Here is a 17,114-nt window from a genome sequence, read left to right on the forward strand (position 1 = left end):
CCCGCGGTCTGCCCGGCCTGGGCGACCGCGCCCCGGGCGAGGTCGGCGGAACCGTCGACCTGCCGACCAATCTCCTGGACCGAGGCCCCGAGTTCCTCGGCCGCCACCGCCACCGTGCCGACATGGGCGGCGGCCTCCTGCGCGGCGCTCGCCACCGCGGCCGAGCGCTCGGCCGTGCGGGTCGCCGTGCTGGTCATCGTCTCGGCATTGGCCCGGAGGTCGAGGGCCGCCTCCGTCACCGCGGCCAGCACGCCGCCGATCGCGGCCTCGAAGCCGTTGGCCATCTCCACGACGGCGCGCCGCCTTTGAGCCTCGGCGCCGGCCCGGGCGAGCGCCGTCTCCTGTTCCAGCGCGTGGGTGTGGATGAGATTGTCCTTGAACACTTGCACCGCCGCCGCCATGGCGCCAATCTCGTCCCGGCGGCCGGTGCCAGGGATCGCCACGGTTGCGTCGCCCTCGGCCAGGCGCCCCATGGCCCCGGTCATGCGCTGGATCGGGCGGGCGATGCCGAACAGGGCGAACAGCATCGCGGAGGCCGCGACCAGCAGCCCGACCGCGGTGGCGACCAGGGCGGTACGCTTGGCCGAGGCCGCGGTGTCGGCGGTGGCCACGACGTTCGCGTCGGTCTGCGACCGGGCCAGCGCGATCGCCTCGGCGAGGCTGCCGACCGCCGCCTCGCTCTGGGCACCGGTCTCGGGATCGAGCACCAGCTTGAGGGCCCCGTTCGTGTCGCCGGCGATCATCAGCTCGACCACCTGGAGCTGGATGTTCTGGTAGGCGTTCCAGGCCCCGGTGAAGCGCTCGTAGGTTTCCCGCTCCCGGGGCGTCGACAGGTGGTCCTGATAGGCTTGGCGCAATTCGGAGAGGGCGCCGAGGCCGTCGGTGAGCGCCGTCTGGTTCTTGTCGAGGGTGGCGAAATCCGGCGATCCCACGACCAGCTTGTAGAGCTTCAGCCGCACGTCGCGCACCGCCATGCCGATGGCCTCGGCCTGGTTCTGGGCGGGCAGCCAGACCTGCGAGACCTCCTTGGCGTCCTGCTCGATCTCGGACAACCGGACGACGCTGACGACACCCTGGCCGGCGGCGGCGAGGGCGAGCAGGCCGATGGCGCCGCACAGGACCATCTTCAGGGAGAATCGCATCGGAGCTTCCGTCGTCGCGGGCGGGCCGCGGTTCCAGGCTCGATGATCTCCACGAGATTTATTAACGCCTTATCTGCGCCTCGACAAACATTCGTGACTAGAGCCACTTCTTCCAACGGAAAAAAACGTAGGGAAGGACCGCGGCGACGACCATCATGACTACGGCCATCGGGTAGCCAAACGAGAGTTCTAGTTCAGGCATGGACTTAAAGTTCATGCCGTAGATCGAAGCAATCAGCGTCGGCGGCATGAATACGACGGCCATGACCGAGAACAGCTTGATGATATTGTTCTGTTCCAGGTTGACTAAGCCGAGCGTCGCATCCAGCAGAAATTGAATTTTCGTGGAGAGGAAGGTCGCGTGCTCTTCCAGCGATTGAAGATCGCGCAGGGTCGAGCGGACATCCTCTCGTAGGTCGCGGGGCGCCTTGTTGGTCCGATAGGTCGCCGACAGCGAAAGCAGGATCCGCTCCATCGAGACCAAGCTCTCGCGCTGCTTCGAGATCAGGTCGCCCAGTCGTCCGAGCGCCCGCAACGTGTCCTGGAGGGCGGTGTTGCGCGCCGATGGGTCGGCCTGCACTTCGAAGATCTTGCCGGACAGGCGATCGATGCGCTCGCCCTGAAGCTGGAGCACGTCCGCCGCCCGGTCGATCACCGCCTCGATCAGCCCGGCCAGGATGGTCTCGCCGGAGAGCGCGGAGGTATTGCCGTTGCCCATCGTGCGGCCGGCGCGCTGCGTATACATCCGGAAGGCCTGCGGCTCCTCGTAGCGCACGGTGACGAGGCGGCTGCCCCGTAGAATGAAAGTGATGCCGGCGAGCCCCGGCTCCTCGGCATCGCTCACCTTCGAGAGCACGCGCCCGGTCATGTAGCGGGCGCCTTCTTCGACATAGAGCAGTTCCGACGGCTCGATGTCCTTCATCTCCTCGCGGGTCGGAACCTCGATGCCGGCGAAGGCCTCGACCTTGAGTTCCTCCTCGCGGCTCGGACGGATCAGGTCGAGCCAGACGGTGTCCTCGGGGATCGTGTCCTGAAGGTCGACGATTCGGCGCTCAAGCAGCGAGGATCCGGCGCCGGTTGCGGGCTGGTGGATGAAAATCACGAAGCGGTCTCGGGTGCGAAGCGGTCACAAGTCGGCGCTAGGTCCGGTCCGCATCCGGCACGGCGGCTCCAAGCGCAAGCTGTGCCGTGGGTGTGGCGTTGTTTTCTGACGCTTCCGTGACATCGCGGTCCGCTTCCACGGTTCCACCGGGCCCGCCTCGGCGTTCAGTCGCAGCCTTCGCAGACGCTGTTGTCGATCGTGTCGGTCAGCGCGCGCTCGCGTCGCTCCTCCCGGCGCGAGGGCACCTCGCCGGGGCCCAGCGACGTGCCCGGCGGCTTTGTCACGCCGAGCCGATTGGTGTTCGGCGCCGTGATCGTCGAGGTCGGCCCGCCGCCGGTGCCGGTCTGATCGGGCGCGCGGGGCTGCGCCCTCAGCGTCGAGGGCAGGGCGAGGCTTAGCGCGGCGAGGGCAAGCAGGCGGATCGATGCTGTGGTCATGACACCTCCAGTCATCTGGAGAACGTCAGATTCCCCAGCAAGTTGCAAGTCTCCGCGTTGCAAGCCTCCGCGTCGCGAGCCTTAGCGCCGGCGCGGGGCCTCCCGCCGGAACACGCCGACCATCTCGACATGGTCCGAGTGCCGGAACTGGTCGACCGGCGTCACCGATTCGAGCCGGAAGCCGCCGGCCGTGAGCGTCGCCGCGTCCCGGGCGAAGGTGCCGGTATCGCAGGCGACGCCGATCACCACCGGCACCCGCGCGGCGGCGAGCTGGCGGGCCTGCGCCTCGGCGCCGGCCCGGGGCGGGTCGAACACGACCGCGTCGAGCCCATCGAGTTCCGTGGGCAGCAGCGGCCGGCGGAACAGATCCCGGCGCTCGGTGGTGATCTGGCGCAGGCCCGTGGCGGCCCGGGCCGACCGGTCGAGGCCAGCCAGCGCGGCCGCATCCGCCTCGACGGCGTGGACGGCGGCATTGCGCGCCATCGCCAGGGCGAGGGGGCCGCAGCCCGAGAACAGGTCGGCGACCCGCCGCGGGCGGCGTCCCAGGGCCGCGAGGGTGAGGTCGGTAAGCGTTGCCTGCCCGGCCGCGGTCGCCTGCAGGAAACCGCCGGGGGCCGGATAGAGGCGGTTGTCGCCGTCCGTGACCGAGACGGGCTCGGCCTCCATCAGGCGTTCGCCGTGGAGCGACAGCCGGGCGAGGCCGAGTTCGCCCGCGATCCGCACCAGCGCGGAGGCGACGCCGCCGCTCACCGGCCCGTGGCCGCGCAGGTCGATGTCGAGGCCCCGGTCGGTGGCGGTCACGGCGACGTCCAGGGGCTTGCGGCCGTGGCCGAGCGGCGCCGCGAGGCGGCGCGCCACCGCGGGGGCCGGGTGCAGCGCCGGCACGGTGATCGGGCAATGGTCGATCGGCACCAGCGCATGGCTGCGGGCCGCCATCAGCCCGGCTTCGCCCTGCCCGTCGATCTCCCGGACGTGCAGCGTGATGCGGCGGCGCCCGGCCCCGTGCGCGTCGATGGCGGCCTCCGGCTCGACATCGAGCCGGGCCTGCGACAGCGCCTGGGCGACGAGGCCGCGCTTCCAGGACAGCTCCGCCTCGGGCGCGAGGTGCTGCGTCCGGCAGCCGCCGCAGCGCATGTAGTAGGGGCAGAACGGCTCGACCCGGTCGGGCGAGGCCTGCTCGATGCCGAGCAGTTCCGCGCGCTTGCCCTCCCGGCGGATCGTCACCCGCTCCCCGGGCAGCGTGTAGGGGACGAGGATGCCGTCCTCCGCGATGCCGTCGCCGCGGGCGCCGAGCTCCCGGATCGTGACCGTCTCGCTCATGGTAGGTTTGCGCCGATCAAGAATTCGGAATTGCCGTCGCCACCCGGCACGGGCGAATCGATCAGGCCCAGGATCGTCGCCCCGAGTCCTTCCAGCACGAAGCGGACGGCCGCGCAGACCTCCGCGTGGACGGCCGGATCGCGGACGAGGCCGCCGCGCCCGACGCGCGCGCGCCCGGCCTCGAATTGCGGCTTGATCAGCGCGACGATCGCGGCCCCGGGTCCGAGCCGCGCCGGCAACGCCGGGAGCACCAGCCGCAGCCCGATGAAGCTCACGTCGACGCTGGCGAGTATGGGCCGCGGCACGAGCCGCGCCGGGTCGAGATTGCGGATGTCGGTGCCCTCCAGGCTGGTGACGCGGGGATTCCCGGCCAGCCTCGGATGGAGCTGCCCCCGGCCGACATCGACCGCGTGGACATGGGCCGCGCCCCGGGCGAGCAGCACGTCGGTGAAGCCGCCGGTCGAGGCGCCGACATCGAGGCAGGCGAGACCTGCCGGATCTAGCCGGAACGCGTCCAGCGCCGCGGCGAGCTTGAGGCCGCCCCGAGAGGCATAAGGATGTTCGGGGGTTGCCTCGACACGGGCGCCGGGCGGGATCGATTCCGAGGCCCGCGCCAGAGGCCGACCATCGACGCGCACCAGCCCGGCCCGGATCGCGGCTTGCGCCCGCGCCCGACTCTCGAAATGGCCGTGCTCCACCAGGAACAGGTCCGCCCGCGATCCTGGTTTCGACGCGCGCACGCGCTCCGGTATGGGCCGGTCTCCGGTCATCAGGGCTTTACGGGCTTGCGGCAGGGATACGGTGAAGGTTTCGGGGGCCGGCCCTGTCGGAGGGGCGGCCCGCATCCTACCTAGACCGGGCTTGAGAGGAGAGCCACCGTATGACACGCATCCTGCCGCTGCTCGCGCTGCTGGGACCTTTCGCGGCGAGCGGCGCCCTCGCACAGGAACCCGCGAAGGAGCCGGCCGCCGCCAAGCCCGCCGAGACGTTCCAGGCGCCCGTCAAGAACGCCAAGGGCGACACGATCGGGACGATCGCGATCCGCGATGGGGCCAACAGCTTGGTGCTGCGCATCGCGATCCAGCCCGGCGGCCTCCCGCCCGGCTGGCACGGCCTGCATTTCCACGCGGTCGGCGATTGCTCGGATCCGAAATTCCTGAACTCGAAGGCCCATGTGAACCACGATCAGAGCAAGCATGGCCTGCTCAATCCGGATGGGCCCGACGAGGGCGACCTGCCGAACCTCTACGCGACCCAGGACGGATCGGCGAATGCCGAGGTGACCAGCGAGACGCCGCTCACCGGCGAAGGCGGCCTCAAGGACGGGGACGGCTCGGCCCTGATCATCCACGCCAACGAGGATGACCACACCTCCCAGCCGATCGGCGGCGCCGGCGACCGGGTCGCCTGCGCGGTGATCAAGTAGCGCCCGTCAGACCGCGGTCGGCGACGGCACCAGGGGTGGGATCGGGCGCGGGCGCCCGGCCTCGTCGATGGCCACGAAGGTGAGGGTCGCCTGCGTCACCCGCTCGCGGACCTGGGTGCAGAACCGGCGCGCCCAGGCCTCGACCTCGATCTTCATCGAGGTCCGACCCACATGCGAAACCCGGGTGTAGACGCACAGCACATCGCCGACCCGAACCGGGCGGATGAACGTCATCGCGTCGAGCGCGACGGTGACGACCCGGCCCTGGGCCCGGTCGACGCCCGCGATGCCGCCGGCCTGATCCATCTGCGTCAAAACCCAGCCGCCGAAGATGTCGCCGTTGGCGTTGGTGTCGGCCGGCATCGCGATGGTCCGGACCGTCAGATCCCCTCGCGGCAGGTCCGCCTCGGGCGGCGGCGCCCGCTCGCCCTCGACGTTCGCGCGTGCGACGTGCTGCATGCCGTCCATCCGCCTGTCTCGCGCGCCGTCAGGGAAGGATGCCGGCGAGCTTCAGTGCCGCCGCCAGAAAGACGGCGACGGCGCCCAGGATGCATTCGAGCGGGATCGATTGCCAGAGATTCGGCGACGCGGCCGTCGGCTCGGCGCGCTGCGCGATATCGTTCATCGGGGTTCCTCCCGGGCAGGCCGATCTGTCGCCGGCACGTCCCGTTTCTGCACTATACGACATGGAGGTCGTCGGCGCACCCCGAATCGCGGCATGAAAAAGCCCGGCGGCTCTCAGGAGCTGCCGGGCTGGTCGGGTTGATGATCGGCTTAGTAGTAGAACCGCCGACGGTAATACGGACGACGATAGAACGGGCGCGGGCCGTAATAGAACCGGCGACGGTAGTACGGGCGACGGTAGAACGGCCGCGGGCCGTAGAACCGACGGCGGTAGTAGTACTGGGCCTTCTGGGCCACGACCGGCGCGGCGTCGGCCGGCAGGGCGATGCCCGGGCCGACCGGCGCAGCCGACGCGCCCTGCGGCGCAGCAGCCGCGAAGCCCAGCACCAGCAGGGCCGCGAGCAGGAATTTCCTCAGCACGGTCTCGACTCCCTTTGCGTGATTGCGTCTTCGACGACGAACCGCGCGAGGGACGAGAACCCTTAGGCGGTCCGAACCGCTGCAACGCACGGGCGACGAGAAGCGTTGCAGCGTAACCGCTACGGAGAGTCGGACAGGGTTTATTTTTGACCGTCGCCACGGGGACAGGGTACGGCGCGTTCGGGCTTCGCTCGCGTAGATGTGGCCTTACGCTCAAGCGATCTTGGTGGTCATATCCTCGATGCGAGCTTCGGCGCTCTGACGGACCAACGCGATGCCGTGCTCGCAATCCTCGCGGCGGACATAGCCCTCGCCGGAATCCGCGATCACCTCGCCGTTCCGCGCCCGCAGGCGCCAGCGCCACTCGCCCTTGCCGTCCCGGTAGAGTTCGAACCGCATGGAGCACGCTCCCGTCTGACCTGTCGGTGAGATGGGATGCCCCGGGCAAAAAAGAAGCCGCCCCGGAAGTCTCCTCCCGGGGCGGCGAAAGAATCCTGGTTTCAAAAGGTCCGTGACCTTTTGCGGGTCCAGGGCAGAGCCCTGGTGTCGGGCTTTGCCCAATGCATCGGGGGCACTGCCCCCGAACCCCGCCAAAGGGCTCAGCCCTTTGGGAACCCCGTCTTTAGGATCGGGGCGACCGCTCCAGCCAGCCGATGTTGCGGCCGCCTTCGCCGGCGCCGCCGGCGCTGCGTGGACGGGCATCCGCCCGCTGGGGCCGGCTGTCGCGGGCCGGGCGCGCCTGCTGCTGGCTCGGGCGTTCGCCCTGCGGCCGGGGGGCGGGCCGGTCAGACCGGGCGTCGCGTCCCTGAGGAGCGGGGCCGCGACCCTCGCCCCGACCGTCCTGCGGACGGCCCTGGCGCGGCGCACCCTGGCCCTGGCCGCCGCCGAAGCCGCGGCCGCCTTCCGGGCGTCCCTGCTGGGGACGGCCCTGCTGCGGGCGGGACCGCTGGCCCGGACGGCCACCGGCCGGCCGTTGCTGCTGGCGCTCGGGCCGGCGCTCTTCCTCACGTGCGATGTCAGCCGCCTCCTGGCGCGACGGGGGCGTGAAGCCCTCGGGGAAGCCCGCCACCGGCACGCTCTGGCGGGTCAGCCGCTCGATGTCGCGCAGGTAGGCCCGCTCCTCGTCGTTGCAGAACGAGATCGCCAGGCCGGTCGCCCCGGCACGCGCGGTGCGGCCGATGCGGTGGACGTAGCTCTCCGGCACGTTCGGCAGGTCGAAATTGATCACGTGGCTGACGCCGTCGACATCGATGCCGCGGGCGGCGATATCGGTGGCCACCAGCACCCGGCAATCGCCGTCGCGGAAGGCCTGGAGCGCCCGCTCGCGCTGCGGCTGGCTCTTGTTGCCGTGGATCGCGGCGCCGGCGATGCCGGCCTTGTCGAGGCCGCGCACGACCCGATCCGCCCCGTGCTTGGTGCGGGTGAAGACCAGGACGCGGTCGATGGCCGGATCGCGCAGGATGTGGGCGAGCAGCGCCTGCTTGGCGCCGGTATGGGCGAAGATGACCGTCTGCTCGACGCGCTCGGCCGTGGTCGCCACCGGGGTCACGGCGACCTGAACGGGATCCTTCAGGTACTGGCTGGCGAGGCCGGCGATGTTCTTCGGCATGGTCGCCGAGAAGAACAGGCTCTGGCGCTGGGCCGGCAGCATCTTCACGATGCGCTTGAGCGCGTGGATGAAGCCGAGGTCGAGCATCTGGTCGGCCTCGTCGAGGACGAGGATCTCGACACCCTCGAGGGTCAGCGAGCGGCGCTCGATCAGGTCGATCAGCCGGCCCGGGGTGGCGACCAGGACGTCGACGCCGGGCGCCAGCGCCCGCTCCTGGCGGCTGATGGTGACGCCGCCGAACACCACCGTGGTGGTGTAGGACAGGTGGCGGCCGTAATCCGCGAAGGATTCGGCGATCTGGTTGGCGAGCTCGCGGGTCGGCGAGAGCACCAGCACCCGGCAGCCGCGGCGCGGGGCGCGGCGATCCGAGAGGGAGAGGCGGTGCAGGATCGGCAGCGCGAAGGCCGCGGTCTTGCCGGTGCCGGTCTGGGCGATGCCGCAGAGGTCGCGGCCCTCCATGGCCGGCGGGATCGCCTGGGCCTGGATCGGGGTCGGCGTGACGTAGCCAGCCTCGCCGAGCGCCCGCAGCACGGGCTGGGCAAGGCCGAAATCGGTGAATTGGGTCAAAGAGATATCCGATGCAGCAGGGCCGGCCGGGCGCTTCGCGTCGTTTGCGAGCAGCGTCGTGTTGCGGTCGGTCCGTTGGCAGGGGGCAGCCCGCGTGATGGGGCGGCCCGGGTGCATGCACGTTATGAAGAGGGGGGCCGGATCACGCCGGGAGGCGCCCGATCCGTCACGCAGCCCCCTCAAGCGGGCCCTGACGGCCGCTGACGCTGCACCGCCGATATGCGGGTGTGCGGCTGCGAAGTCAATGCAAAGCTCTGCGCCGGACGACATGGCACCGATCGCGTGGGTGCACGGCTCGGCGATGCGCCTCCGTCCGCGACATCCTGACGACGGGCGCGGACCGGTGTGGTAGATGTCTCCGCGAAGGCTGAGGATCTGGCGATGCGGTTCGTGACCGACGCGGAGGTGGCCGCCGACGGCCGGATGGTTTTGCCCCAATCCGTGCGCGACGCTTTGGGTCTCACGGGGGAGAGCCGCCTCGTCGTGACGGTCGATGGCGATGAGGTGCGCCTCGCACCGGTCGGCCGCGCGGCGTCGAAGCTTCAGGCTCTCTATCGCGAGAACGTCCGGCAGGACGCCGATTCCTCTTCCTTCCTGAGAGAACGCCGCGCCGAGGAGGACGGCCAGGATCCGGTTGCGTGAGCGCCGTCGTCTTCGACACCTCGGCCGTCATTGCCCTTCTGCGCGGTGAGCCGGGAGCCGACTTGGTGGCCCGTCACGTCGGCGCGGCGGCCATGTCCGCTGTCAATCTTCAAGAGCTGGTCAAAGCGCTTCTTCTGCGGGGATTGGCTCTGCCGGTCATCGAGACATTGGTCCGGAACCTGCGACTCGACATACACGTGCATGATCGCGATGCCGCCTTCGCGGCCGCCTTGTTGACGGATGCGACGCGACAATACGGGAGCGGGATTGGGGATCGGACCTGTCTGGCGCTCGCGGTGAAGCTTCGTGTGCCTGTGCTGACGACCGATCGGGCATGGGCCAAGATCCGCGTGCCCGGCCTGACTGTCGAAGTGGTCCGCTGAAGCCGCGCGCGCTAAGAGCAGGCCGCGCAGCCGGCTGAAAGGAATGTCGAGCCCCTGTCGCGTCAGGCCGCCTTCCGCAGCGCATACCGATAGAGACCCGCCGTCAGGCCCGTGAACAGCAGCAATCCGCCGATCAGCGCCGGGCCGCCAAAACCGTCGCCCGCCAGCGCCAGGGCGGCATCGTCGCCCGACACGTAGACGATCAGCGCGAAGGCGACGCCCCAGAGGCTCTCGCCGACGATCAGGCCCGTCGCCGTCAGCGTGCCCAGCCGGACCGCCCGTTCTGGATCGGCCTGGCGGCGCGCCCAACGCTCGTAAACCGTGCCGATCACCGAGCCGGCCACCAGGGGCACGATCACCTTCATGGGCAGGTAGATCCCGAGCGCGGTCGCCAGCGGCGGGAGGCGGAGGCGCTTCAGCCGGCCGAGGGTCTCGTCCAGCGCGATCAGCCCCACGCCCACGGCCGCGCCCCAGCCCAGCATCCGCCAGTTGCCCTCGCCCGACAGCACGCCCTTGGCCAGGGTCGAGATCAGGCCGGCCTGGGGCGCGGCCAGCGCGTTCGGCCCGGCCCCGGGCGTCCCCACGAAACCGAAGCTCGTCGCCAGCACGTTGAGCACCGGCGGTATGATCGCCGACCCGAACACCACGCCGACGATGAGCGCCGCCTGCTGCTTCCACGGGGTCGCCCCGACGAGCTGGCCGGTCTTGAGGTCCTGCAGGTTGTCGTTCGCGATGGTGCAGATGCTGAACACGATGCCGGTGACGGTCAGCACGTAGGCGACGAGCGCTCCGCTGCTCTCCCCGTCCGCCTCGCGGCCGAGCAGCCCCAGCAGCAGCGCCGAACTCGCCAGCGCGGACAGAATTCCGATGCCGGACACGGGCGAGTTGGACGAGCCGATCAGCCCGGCCATGTAGCCGGTCACCCCTGCGACCACGAGCCCGATCACCAGGACGAACAGCAGGCCGCCCGCGACCAGCAGAACGCCGTGACGCTCGAGACTCGTGCCGGCGAGGACGTCCCACAGGAGCCAGCCGATCGGCAGGAGCAGGCTCAGCGAGACCAGGATGACGACGTTGATCGGCAGATCGCGCTCCTCAAGCACCAGTGCCGCGCCGGCCTGACGCGCCCGGCCGGCCGCAAAGGCCGAGCGAAGGCCGCCCAGCACCGGGCGGGCGATCCGGATCAGCGTCCAGATCGCCGCGACGCCCATCACGCCGGCGCCGAAGAACCGCACCTCCTGCCGGAACACCGCGCCGACCCAGGCCTCGACGTTCGCGTCCGGCATCGGTTGCTGCGCGGTCAGGAGCGGGACCAGCACGACCCAGGCGATCACCAGCCCCAGCGCCGTGGCCGCCCCCACCGACAGGCCGACCAGATGACCGACGCCGAGCAGCGCGAAGGACAGGTTGCCGCCGATCCCGGTGGCGCCGGCGCCGACCCGGAACCAGAGAGCGGCGCTGTCGAGCACCAGGCGGGTCTGCGCCAGAACCGCGAAGCCGGCCGAGGCCAGGCTGTTCCAGACGAGGATGCGCAGGCCCAGGGCGCTGTCGGCCTCGCCGGCGGCGCCCTGGGTGCCGAGCGCCAGCACCTCGGCGGCGGCGCGTCCCTCGGGATAGGGCAGGTCCGAATCGACCACGAGGGCGCGGCGCAGGGGCACGGAGAGCATCACGCCCAGGATCCCGCCCGTCGCGGTGATCCCGGCGGTGGTGAGCCAGGGGAAGCCATGCCACCAGCCGATCATGACGAGACCCGGCAGCACGAAGATGATCGCCGAGAGCGTGCCCGCCGCCGAGGCGACGGTCTGGACGATGTTGTTCTCCAGCACCGTGGCGCCGGGCAGGTACCGCAGCACCGCCATGGAGATGACCGCGGCCGGGATCGAGGTCGCGAAGGTGAGCCCGACCTTGAGGCCGAGATAGACGTTGGCGGCGGTAAACAGCAGCGTCAACACGCCACCGAGCAGGATGCCGCGCCAGGTCAGTTCGGCTGGATTGGCGCCGCTGGGCATGCGAATCGGACTCCGAGACCTAATGCGCCCAGTTTATCGATAGACGGCTGCGGAAGACAATCGGCTCCTGCTGCGCAGATCTTCGCAAGAACACGTGTTTTTGATACAATCGCGTGCCTATGTGCGGGGTTTATACACTAAATGATCCTGTTTATTTTGTTTCCTCAATGATTTTGCAGAATGACTTGGGTGTTTCAGGCCGCCAAGCCCACATGTGTCTGCGTCGCCAAACGGAGTCGTTGGGCTGCACGGAGACGTGTGCTAATTTCAGGGCATGCAGATCGACGAAGAGCGCATTGACGAAGCGGTGCTCGCCCTTCTGTGGCTGACGCTCCACGACGAATGTCGAGCCTGGAAAGGGTTCGATTGGGACGCGCTCGGCCGCCTGCACGCCAAGGGGCTGATCGGCGATCCGGTCGTCCGGGCCAAATCCGTGGTGCTGACCGAGGAAGGCTTGCGCCGATCGAAGGCGCTGTTCGAAGCCTTGTTCACCCGGAAGGCATGATCGTCTCGGCCGATCGTCCATAGGCGTTCGCTGCCCGGTCGCAGGCCCTTAATGCGCAGAAACCGATCGGGTATCCGTGCGGCGGTCACGGCCTCCGGCCGAACGATCCACCTTCAGAGAAAAAGCACCACATCAAACGTGTGGTGCGGCCAAGAGGACTCGAACCTCCACCCCTCGCGGGACTAGCACCTCAAGCTAGCGCGTCTACCAATTCCGCCATGGCCGCATCGGACGCGAAGATCCGCCCGTTCGCCCGAACGCTGCGACCTCCGGGGAACCCCTCGGGTCGCCGTCATGTCGGGCGGCGCAGCGGATAACAGATCGATCCGCCGCCGACAAGCGCTCCGCTCACACGGAACCGTAGCTATCGTCCAGGAACGGCGTCGCGCTGTCGCCGATGGTGGTGCCGGGCTCGATGATCGCCGCCGCCTTGCGGATCAGCTCCGTCACCTCCACGGAGATGCGATCGCCGGTCACGACGATCTGGCCGCGGGCGATCGGGTGGTCGTTGGCCAGGATCTCGACCATGTCGCTGTCGCTGGCTTCCAGCTCGATCACGGCGCCGCGGCCCATGCGCAGCAGCATGTGCAGCGGCATCCGGGCCCGGCCCAGCACCACCGTCAGATCGACCTTCAGGGTCTCGAAGACCGCCACCGCCTGCCCATCCCGTCTCGCAGCCAACTCTTGCAACCGCCGGCCGCGGATGTTGAAGGCTTCGACCATCGACGCAGGATGGTGAACCCTTGGTAAACGCGCCTCGCCTCACGGTCTCGCCGCACGCCTTCCCGAAGCGGCCCGGCTCGGATCCGGTCGCCGGTCCGGTGTCCTGGCGCGTGAGCGACGCGCCGGTGGGCTACGCGGACGCGGTCGCCTGGATGGAGGCGCGGGTGGAGCGGATCGCGCACGGCGCGGCGCCCGAATGCGTCTGGCTGCTGGAGCACCCGCCGCTCTACACGGCCGGCACCTCAGCGCGGTCCGAGGACCTGGTGGCGCCCGATCGATTCCCGGTCCACGCCACGGGGCGGGGCGGCCAGTACACTTATCACGGCCCGGGTCAGCGGGTCGCCTACGTGATGCTCGACCTCGACCGGCGCAGCCGGGACCTGCGCGCCTACGTGGCGAGCCTGGAGGGCTGGCTGATCGAGACGCTGGCGGCCTTCAACGTCCGGGCCGAGCGCCGGGAGGACCGGGTCGGCGTCTGGGTGCGCCGCCCCGAGAAGGGGCCGGGGGTCGAGGACAAGATCGCGGCCATCGGCATCCGGGTGCGCCGCTGGGTCAGCTTCCACGGGATCAGCCTGAACGTCGAGCCGGACCTGTCGCACTTCGCCGGCATCGTGCCCTGCGGCGTACGCGAGCACGGCGTGACGAGCCTGGTCGATCTCGGCCTGCCGGTGAGCCTGGCGGAGGTCGACATGCAGCTGCGGGCGGCCTTCGAGGATATTTTCGGGGCGACGGTGATCGAGGCGGCGGAGTAGCCGCCTGCGATCAGAAATCCGCGTGCAGCCGCGACGCGAAGAAGTGAGCCGGCCCGCGGTCGCGGTTGTAGCCGGGGTTGTCGACGAACTGGTAGTCGAAGGTCAGGGTCACGAACTTCGTGAGGTTCAGGGCGTAATAGGTCTCCAGCGCCCGCTCGCTGCCGTAGTTGAGCTGCCCGTCGCCGATCAGCAGCCCGTAGAAGCCGGCCGCGAAGGCGGCGCGGTGCGATGGGGAGAGCCGGTTCATCGCCGTGCCGATGCCGATCGTGTCGTCCGGCCGGTCCCAGGCCTTGCCCTTCAGCGACAGGCCGCCGGAGAAGCTCTGGTCGATATCGGTGAAGGAGATGTTCTCCGTGCGCCCGTCGTTCAGGCTCGCCCGGGCGAACAGGCCGAGCTCGGGCGTCAGCGCCTGCTCAAGGTTGATGTAGCCGCCGGTCTTGCGGCGCGGCTTGCGGGTGGCGAGGGCGGCATCGCTGCCGTTGTCGAACAGGCCGAGCTGGGTGAGGGTGACGACCTCGCGGTTGTTGGCCGAGACCCCGACATTCGAGAACAGCCCGATGCGGACCTTGCCCGGCTGCTCCAGCCACGGGAGCACGTGGCGCTCCTCGAACTCGGCATTCAGCCCGGCGCGGCGGAACACCCGCGGGTCGAGCACGTCGCTCGACGGCTCCTTGGGCACCTGCGTGTAGGCGGCGCGGATCGCGAAGTCGGGCCGGTTGTATTCGGCGTAGACGCCCTGGGTGAAGCCCGGGAGGTTGGCCGGGAAGTCCCAGGCCGAGGCGCCCCAGAGCGACCAGTTGAAGAAGTCGACCCGCGGGTCGTGGGCGTAGACGTTGCCGTCGAAGAAGTCGCCGAGCGCGAACTTGCCGGCGATCAGGGTGATCCGCTCGGCATCGTACCGGGTGGCGACCTGGTTCGGGCCGTCAGGCACTTCCACGGTCTCGCCGCCGAGCCCGATCGTCTGCTTCACGTAGTAGCGGTTCGAGCGCAGCTTCGGGAACGGGGCGCCGGCCTTCTGCGCCTCGCCGTTGACGAATCCCGCGACGCCCAAAGTCCGCGACAGGCCGAAGCCCTGGCTGAACTCGGGGTTGTAGTACAGCTCGGTGCTGTCGGTGAGCTTGAGGCCGAGGAAGATCGTCGCCGTGGTGGTCTGGCGGGCCTGGTGCGGGATCAGGCTCTGCGCGCCCTCGTAGGGCGAGCGGAAGCCCGGCACGCCCTGGGCGATCAGCGTCGTCTGGCCGTGCAGCGAGAACCGCCCGGTCTCGCCGTTGTCGGGATCGTGCGGGGCGGTCTCGTCCGGATCGGCCGGCACCTTCAGGCCCTCCGGGAACCACATCAGCCGCGCGAACAGCTGGTTCGACGTGAAGCTTGCCCGGGACGAGACCGGGCCGCCGTCGTCGCCCGGGACGCTGCCCAGCGAGAAGCGCCGGCTGCCGCCCAGATCGACGTAGCGGTAGTCGATCCCGAGCGCGAGCGAGTCGCTGATCGCGTACTGGATGCCCGCGCCCAGGGTGAAGCCGAGATAGCCGAGTTCGCGCCGCGCGGTGGTCTGGCCGCCCGCGTCGAGATCCGGATAGTCCGCCAGGAAGCGGGCGTTGGCGCCCGCGAGCCCGAAGGACCCGTAGACCAGATACCGGTCGAAGCTGTAGCCGACCCGGGCCCGGAGGGTGCCGTACAGGTCGGTCTTGGCGCGCACGATGTTGAAGGGCTGGTCGGCGTCCTCGTAGCCGAAGCCCGCGATGGTCGAGGGCACCGGCCGCTTCAGGTTCGCCGCGTCGAGGGAGGCCTCGACGCCGTAGACCCAGGGGCCGGTCTGCCAGTTCCAGCCGCCGAACACGCCCCCGACCGCCGTGGTGGCGTTGCGCCCCTGGTCGCTGCGGCCGGTGGAATCGCCGCTCTTGAAAGCCGGGACCGCCCGGTCGCCGATCGTCGTCGGCCCGAAATTATAGGCGCCGTAGGATCCGCCCGCGCTGCCCTGGAGGCCGACATAGCCGCCCGACCAGTCCGTGTAGACGGGGACGTCCGGCGCGGGACGCCGCGCCGCGGGATCGGCCGCGCCTGCGGGGACGGACGCGATCAGGGGCGCAGCCAGGACGAGAGCGGCGGCACGGATAAGGGGCGCAAAGCGGGACGACATCGGACTCGCAGAAGAGATATAGCACTTGCTATAATGGGGTTTGCGGATGCGCAAGCCGTTTCGGATCGTCTCGAACGCAGGCCGCATCGATTTCTCGTCCCGCGCCGCATTCTCGATGCCCTGCATGGCAACGGCGTGACGATCCTCACATCTCTCCGACCGTCAAGATACGTGCGGCCACAGCGAGCGGAATAACTTCACGGTGCGTGCCGAGACCCGACAATGCTTCAGGTAAATCTCAAGAACTAGCATTCATCCACGCTGTAATGAACTCAGATTAGAATTGTTATGATTTGATGTGTGCTCGTTTGCCTCTTTGAAACTCCTGTCGCGGGCGTTATGTGGACGACCATGCGCGCTTCGACTCTCTTCCCGCTTCTCCGCGGCCTCGCTGCCTGTGCCCTCCTGGCGACCGCCGGGGCCGCATCGGCCAAGGAGGTGCCGATCGGTCCGCACGTGACCAAGAACGGCCTCGAGGTCGCGGCCGTGTACCTCCAGCCGATCGAGATGGACCCGCCCGGCATGATGCGCGAAGCCGCGCAGTCGGACCTGCATCTCGAGACGGATATCCGCGCCGCCAAGGACAACCGGAACGGTTTCGCGGAAGGCGATTGGGTGCCTGCCCTCGACATCCGCTTCGAGGCGGTGAAGCTCGACGGCGACAAGCCGACGGACCAGAAGGTGGCAGGTGCGCTGATGCCGATGGTCGCCAATGACGGCCCGCATTACGGCGACAACGTCAAGCTGTTCGGCCCCGGCCGCTACCGCCTGAAGGTCACGGTCGCCCCCCCCGGCAAGGACAGCCATTTCGGCCGCCATGTCGACAAGGAGACCGGGGTCGGCCCGTGGTTCGAGCCCTTCGACGTGACCCAGGACTTCACCTTCGCCGGGGTCGGCAAGAAGGGCGCCTACTGAACCGCGGGGATTGCCGTGTCACGCTCGTTGCGCCCCGTCCGTCTTGCCGTTGCCGCGCTCCTTGCCGCCTCTTGGGGGGCGGCGTCCGCGCGCGCCGACGACATGCCGGTGATCAAGGTCGAGATGCGCGACGGCGTGATCCTGCCGGCGACCATCGAGGTGCCGGCCAACACGCGGTTCAAGCTGGAAATCGCGAATACCGGCCAGTCGCCGGTCGAGTTCGAGAGCACGGAACTCAAGCGCGAAAAGGCGCTGGCCGCGGGTTCCACCTCGGCGATCGTGTTCCGGACCCTCGATCCCGGCACCTACCAGGTGTTCGACGATTTCCATCCCGAGGCGAAGGCCACCCTGGTGGCCAAATGAGCGCGTCCTGACGGTGGCGGCCCCAGCTCTCCTCGCCG

Annotated in this window: 20 protein-coding genes and 1 tRNA gene; 7 read left to right on the forward strand and 14 right to left on the reverse strand. The window is 69.5% G+C overall.

Annotated features, from left to right (window positions below; genetic code table 11):
* The 5 genes from MKL09_RS29380 to MKL09_RS29400 all read right to left on the reverse strand — a co-directional run.
* On the reverse strand, positions 1 to 1,142 hold a 1,142-nt coding region (locus MKL09_RS29380; RefSeq protein WP_244025493.1), incomplete at its 3' end, for an MCP four helix bundle domain-containing protein.
* A 97-nt stretch (positions 1,143 to 1,239) separates the two neighbouring features.
* Positions 1,240 to 2,244, reverse strand: coding sequence for a magnesium transporter CorA family protein (locus MKL09_RS29385; protein WP_243962115.1), 1,005 nt, complete (start codon positions 2,242 to 2,244; stop codon positions 1,240 to 1,242).
* A 164-nt stretch (positions 2,245 to 2,408) separates the two neighbouring features.
* Entirely contained in the window at positions 2,409 to 2,681 is a 273-nt protein-coding gene (locus MKL09_RS29390) for a hypothetical protein (protein ID WP_244025494.1), read from the reverse strand.
* An 81-nt stretch (positions 2,682 to 2,762) separates the two neighbouring features.
* Positions 2,763 to 4,001, reverse strand: a complete 1,239-nt coding sequence (locus tag MKL09_RS29395) for a class I SAM-dependent RNA methyltransferase (protein WP_244025495.1) — start codon at positions 3,999 to 4,001, stop codon at positions 2,763 to 2,765.
* Positions 3,998 to 4,771, reverse strand: coding sequence for a TlyA family RNA methyltransferase (locus MKL09_RS29400; protein WP_244025496.1), 774 nt, complete (start codon positions 4,769 to 4,771; stop codon positions 3,998 to 4,000). Before MKL09_RS29400 ends, MKL09_RS29395 begins: the two co-directional genes overlap by 4 nt.
* Positions 4,772 to 4,881: 110 nt before the next feature.
* On the opposite strand from MKL09_RS29400, the gene MKL09_RS29405 reads away from it, so the two are divergent.
* Positions 4,882 to 5,427, forward strand: a complete 546-nt coding sequence (locus tag MKL09_RS29405; protein WP_244025497.1) for a superoxide dismutase family protein — start codon at positions 4,882 to 4,884, stop codon at positions 5,425 to 5,427.
* A gap of 6 nt (positions 5,428 to 5,433) precedes the next feature.
* Here MKL09_RS29405 and MKL09_RS29410 read toward each other — a convergent pair whose 3' ends face one another.
* The 5 genes from MKL09_RS29410 to MKL09_RS29430 form a co-directional block, all read right to left on the reverse strand.
* The gene (locus tag MKL09_RS29410) at positions 5,434 to 5,886 is read right to left on the reverse strand and encodes an acyl-CoA thioesterase (protein WP_244025498.1); all 453 of its coding nucleotides are present in this window, start codon (positions 5,884 to 5,886) and stop codon (positions 5,434 to 5,436) included.
* A 28-nt stretch (positions 5,887 to 5,914) separates the two neighbouring features.
* Positions 5,915 to 6,052 (reverse strand): hypothetical protein, encoded by a 138-nt coding sequence (locus tag MKL09_RS29415; RefSeq protein ID WP_244025499.1) that lies wholly within the window; start codon positions 6,050 to 6,052, stop codon positions 5,915 to 5,917.
* 149 nt (positions 6,053 to 6,201) lie between these two features.
* The gene (locus MKL09_RS29420; RefSeq protein WP_244025500.1) at positions 6,202 to 6,471 is read right to left on the reverse strand and encodes a hypothetical protein; all 270 of its coding nucleotides are present in this window, start codon (positions 6,469 to 6,471) and stop codon (positions 6,202 to 6,204) included.
* 213 nt (positions 6,472 to 6,684) lie between these two features.
* Positions 6,685 to 6,870, reverse strand: coding sequence for a YegP family protein (locus MKL09_RS29425; protein WP_244025501.1), 186 nt, complete (start codon positions 6,868 to 6,870; stop codon positions 6,685 to 6,687).
* Between the two features lie 223 nt (positions 6,871 to 7,093).
* Positions 7,094 to 8,647, reverse strand: a complete 1,554-nt coding sequence (locus MKL09_RS29430) for a DEAD/DEAH box helicase (protein ID WP_244025502.1) — start codon at positions 8,645 to 8,647, stop codon at positions 7,094 to 7,096.
* 381 nt (positions 8,648 to 9,028) lie between these two features.
* On the opposite strand from MKL09_RS29430, the gene MKL09_RS29435 reads away from it, so the two are divergent.
* Positions 9,029 to 9,289, forward strand: coding sequence for an AbrB/MazE/SpoVT family DNA-binding domain-containing protein (locus tag MKL09_RS29435; RefSeq protein ID WP_244025503.1), 261 nt, complete (start codon positions 9,029 to 9,031; stop codon positions 9,287 to 9,289).
* The gene (locus MKL09_RS29440) at positions 9,286 to 9,672 is read left to right on the forward strand and encodes a PIN domain-containing protein (protein WP_244025504.1); all 387 of its coding nucleotides are present in this window, start codon (positions 9,286 to 9,288) and stop codon (positions 9,670 to 9,672) included. The genes MKL09_RS29435 and MKL09_RS29440 overlap by 4 nt, the downstream gene beginning before the upstream one ends.
* A 62-nt stretch (positions 9,673 to 9,734) precedes the next feature.
* Here the strand turns inward: MKL09_RS29440 and MKL09_RS29445 are convergent, their stop codons facing one another.
* Positions 9,735 to 11,681 (reverse strand): OPT family oligopeptide transporter, encoded by a 1,947-nt coding sequence (locus MKL09_RS29445; RefSeq protein WP_244025505.1) that lies wholly within the window; start codon positions 11,679 to 11,681, stop codon positions 9,735 to 9,737.
* Positions 11,682 to 11,955: 274 nt separating this feature from the next.
* On the opposite strand from MKL09_RS29445, the gene MKL09_RS29450 reads away from it, so the two are divergent.
* The gene (locus MKL09_RS29450) at positions 11,956 to 12,186 is read left to right on the forward strand and encodes a DUF6429 family protein (protein WP_244025506.1); all 231 of its coding nucleotides are present in this window, start codon (positions 11,956 to 11,958) and stop codon (positions 12,184 to 12,186) included.
* Positions 12,187 to 12,327: 141 nt separating this feature from the next.
* Here the strand turns inward: MKL09_RS29450 and MKL09_RS29455 are convergent.
* Together MKL09_RS29455 and MKL09_RS29460 are read right to left on the reverse strand one after the other, a co-directional pair.
* Positions 12,328 to 12,412: transfer RNA gene (locus tag MKL09_RS29455), tRNA-Leu, on the reverse strand.
* Positions 12,413 to 12,534: 122 nt separating this feature from the next.
* Positions 12,535 to 12,840: a FliM/FliN family flagellar motor switch protein gene (locus MKL09_RS29460; protein WP_244025526.1), complete on the reverse strand. Its 306-nt coding sequence runs from the start codon at positions 12,838 to 12,840 to the stop codon at positions 12,535 to 12,537.
* Between the two features lie 89 nt (positions 12,841 to 12,929).
* Between MKL09_RS29460 and lipB the strand changes: the two genes are divergently transcribed.
* Positions 12,930 to 13,661 carry a lipoyl(octanoyl) transferase LipB gene (gene lipB / locus MKL09_RS29465; protein ID WP_244025507.1) on the forward strand — a complete coding sequence of 244 codons (732 nt, stop codon included), beginning with the start codon at positions 12,930 to 12,932 and terminating at the stop codon, positions 13,659 to 13,661.
* A 10-nt stretch (positions 13,662 to 13,671) separates the two neighbouring features.
* Here the strand turns inward: lipB and MKL09_RS29470 are convergent, their stop codons facing one another.
* The gene (locus MKL09_RS29470) at positions 13,672 to 15,798 is read right to left on the reverse strand and encodes a carbohydrate porin (protein ID WP_244025508.1); all 2,127 of its coding nucleotides are present in this window, start codon (positions 15,796 to 15,798) and stop codon (positions 13,672 to 13,674) included.
* Positions 15,799 to 16,149: 351 nt separating this feature from the next.
* Here MKL09_RS29470 and MKL09_RS29475 point away from each other — a divergent pair, with 351 nt between their 5' ends.
* Together MKL09_RS29475 and MKL09_RS29480 are read left to right on the forward strand one after the other, a co-directional pair.
* Positions 16,150 to 16,713 (forward strand): iron transporter, encoded by a 564-nt coding sequence (locus MKL09_RS29475; protein ID WP_244025509.1) that lies wholly within the window; start codon positions 16,150 to 16,152, stop codon positions 16,711 to 16,713.
* Positions 16,714 to 16,728: 15 nt separating this feature from the next.
* The gene (locus MKL09_RS29480; RefSeq protein WP_244025510.1) at positions 16,729 to 17,076 is read left to right on the forward strand and encodes a cupredoxin domain-containing protein; all 348 of its coding nucleotides are present in this window, start codon (positions 16,729 to 16,731) and stop codon (positions 17,074 to 17,076) included.
* Positions 17,077 to 17,114 lie beyond the last annotated feature (38 nt).

It is taken from the genome of Methylobacterium sp. J-048 (assembly GCF_022829515.1).
Taxonomy (GTDB): Bacteria; Pseudomonadota; Alphaproteobacteria; order Rhizobiales; family Beijerinckiaceae; genus Methylobacterium.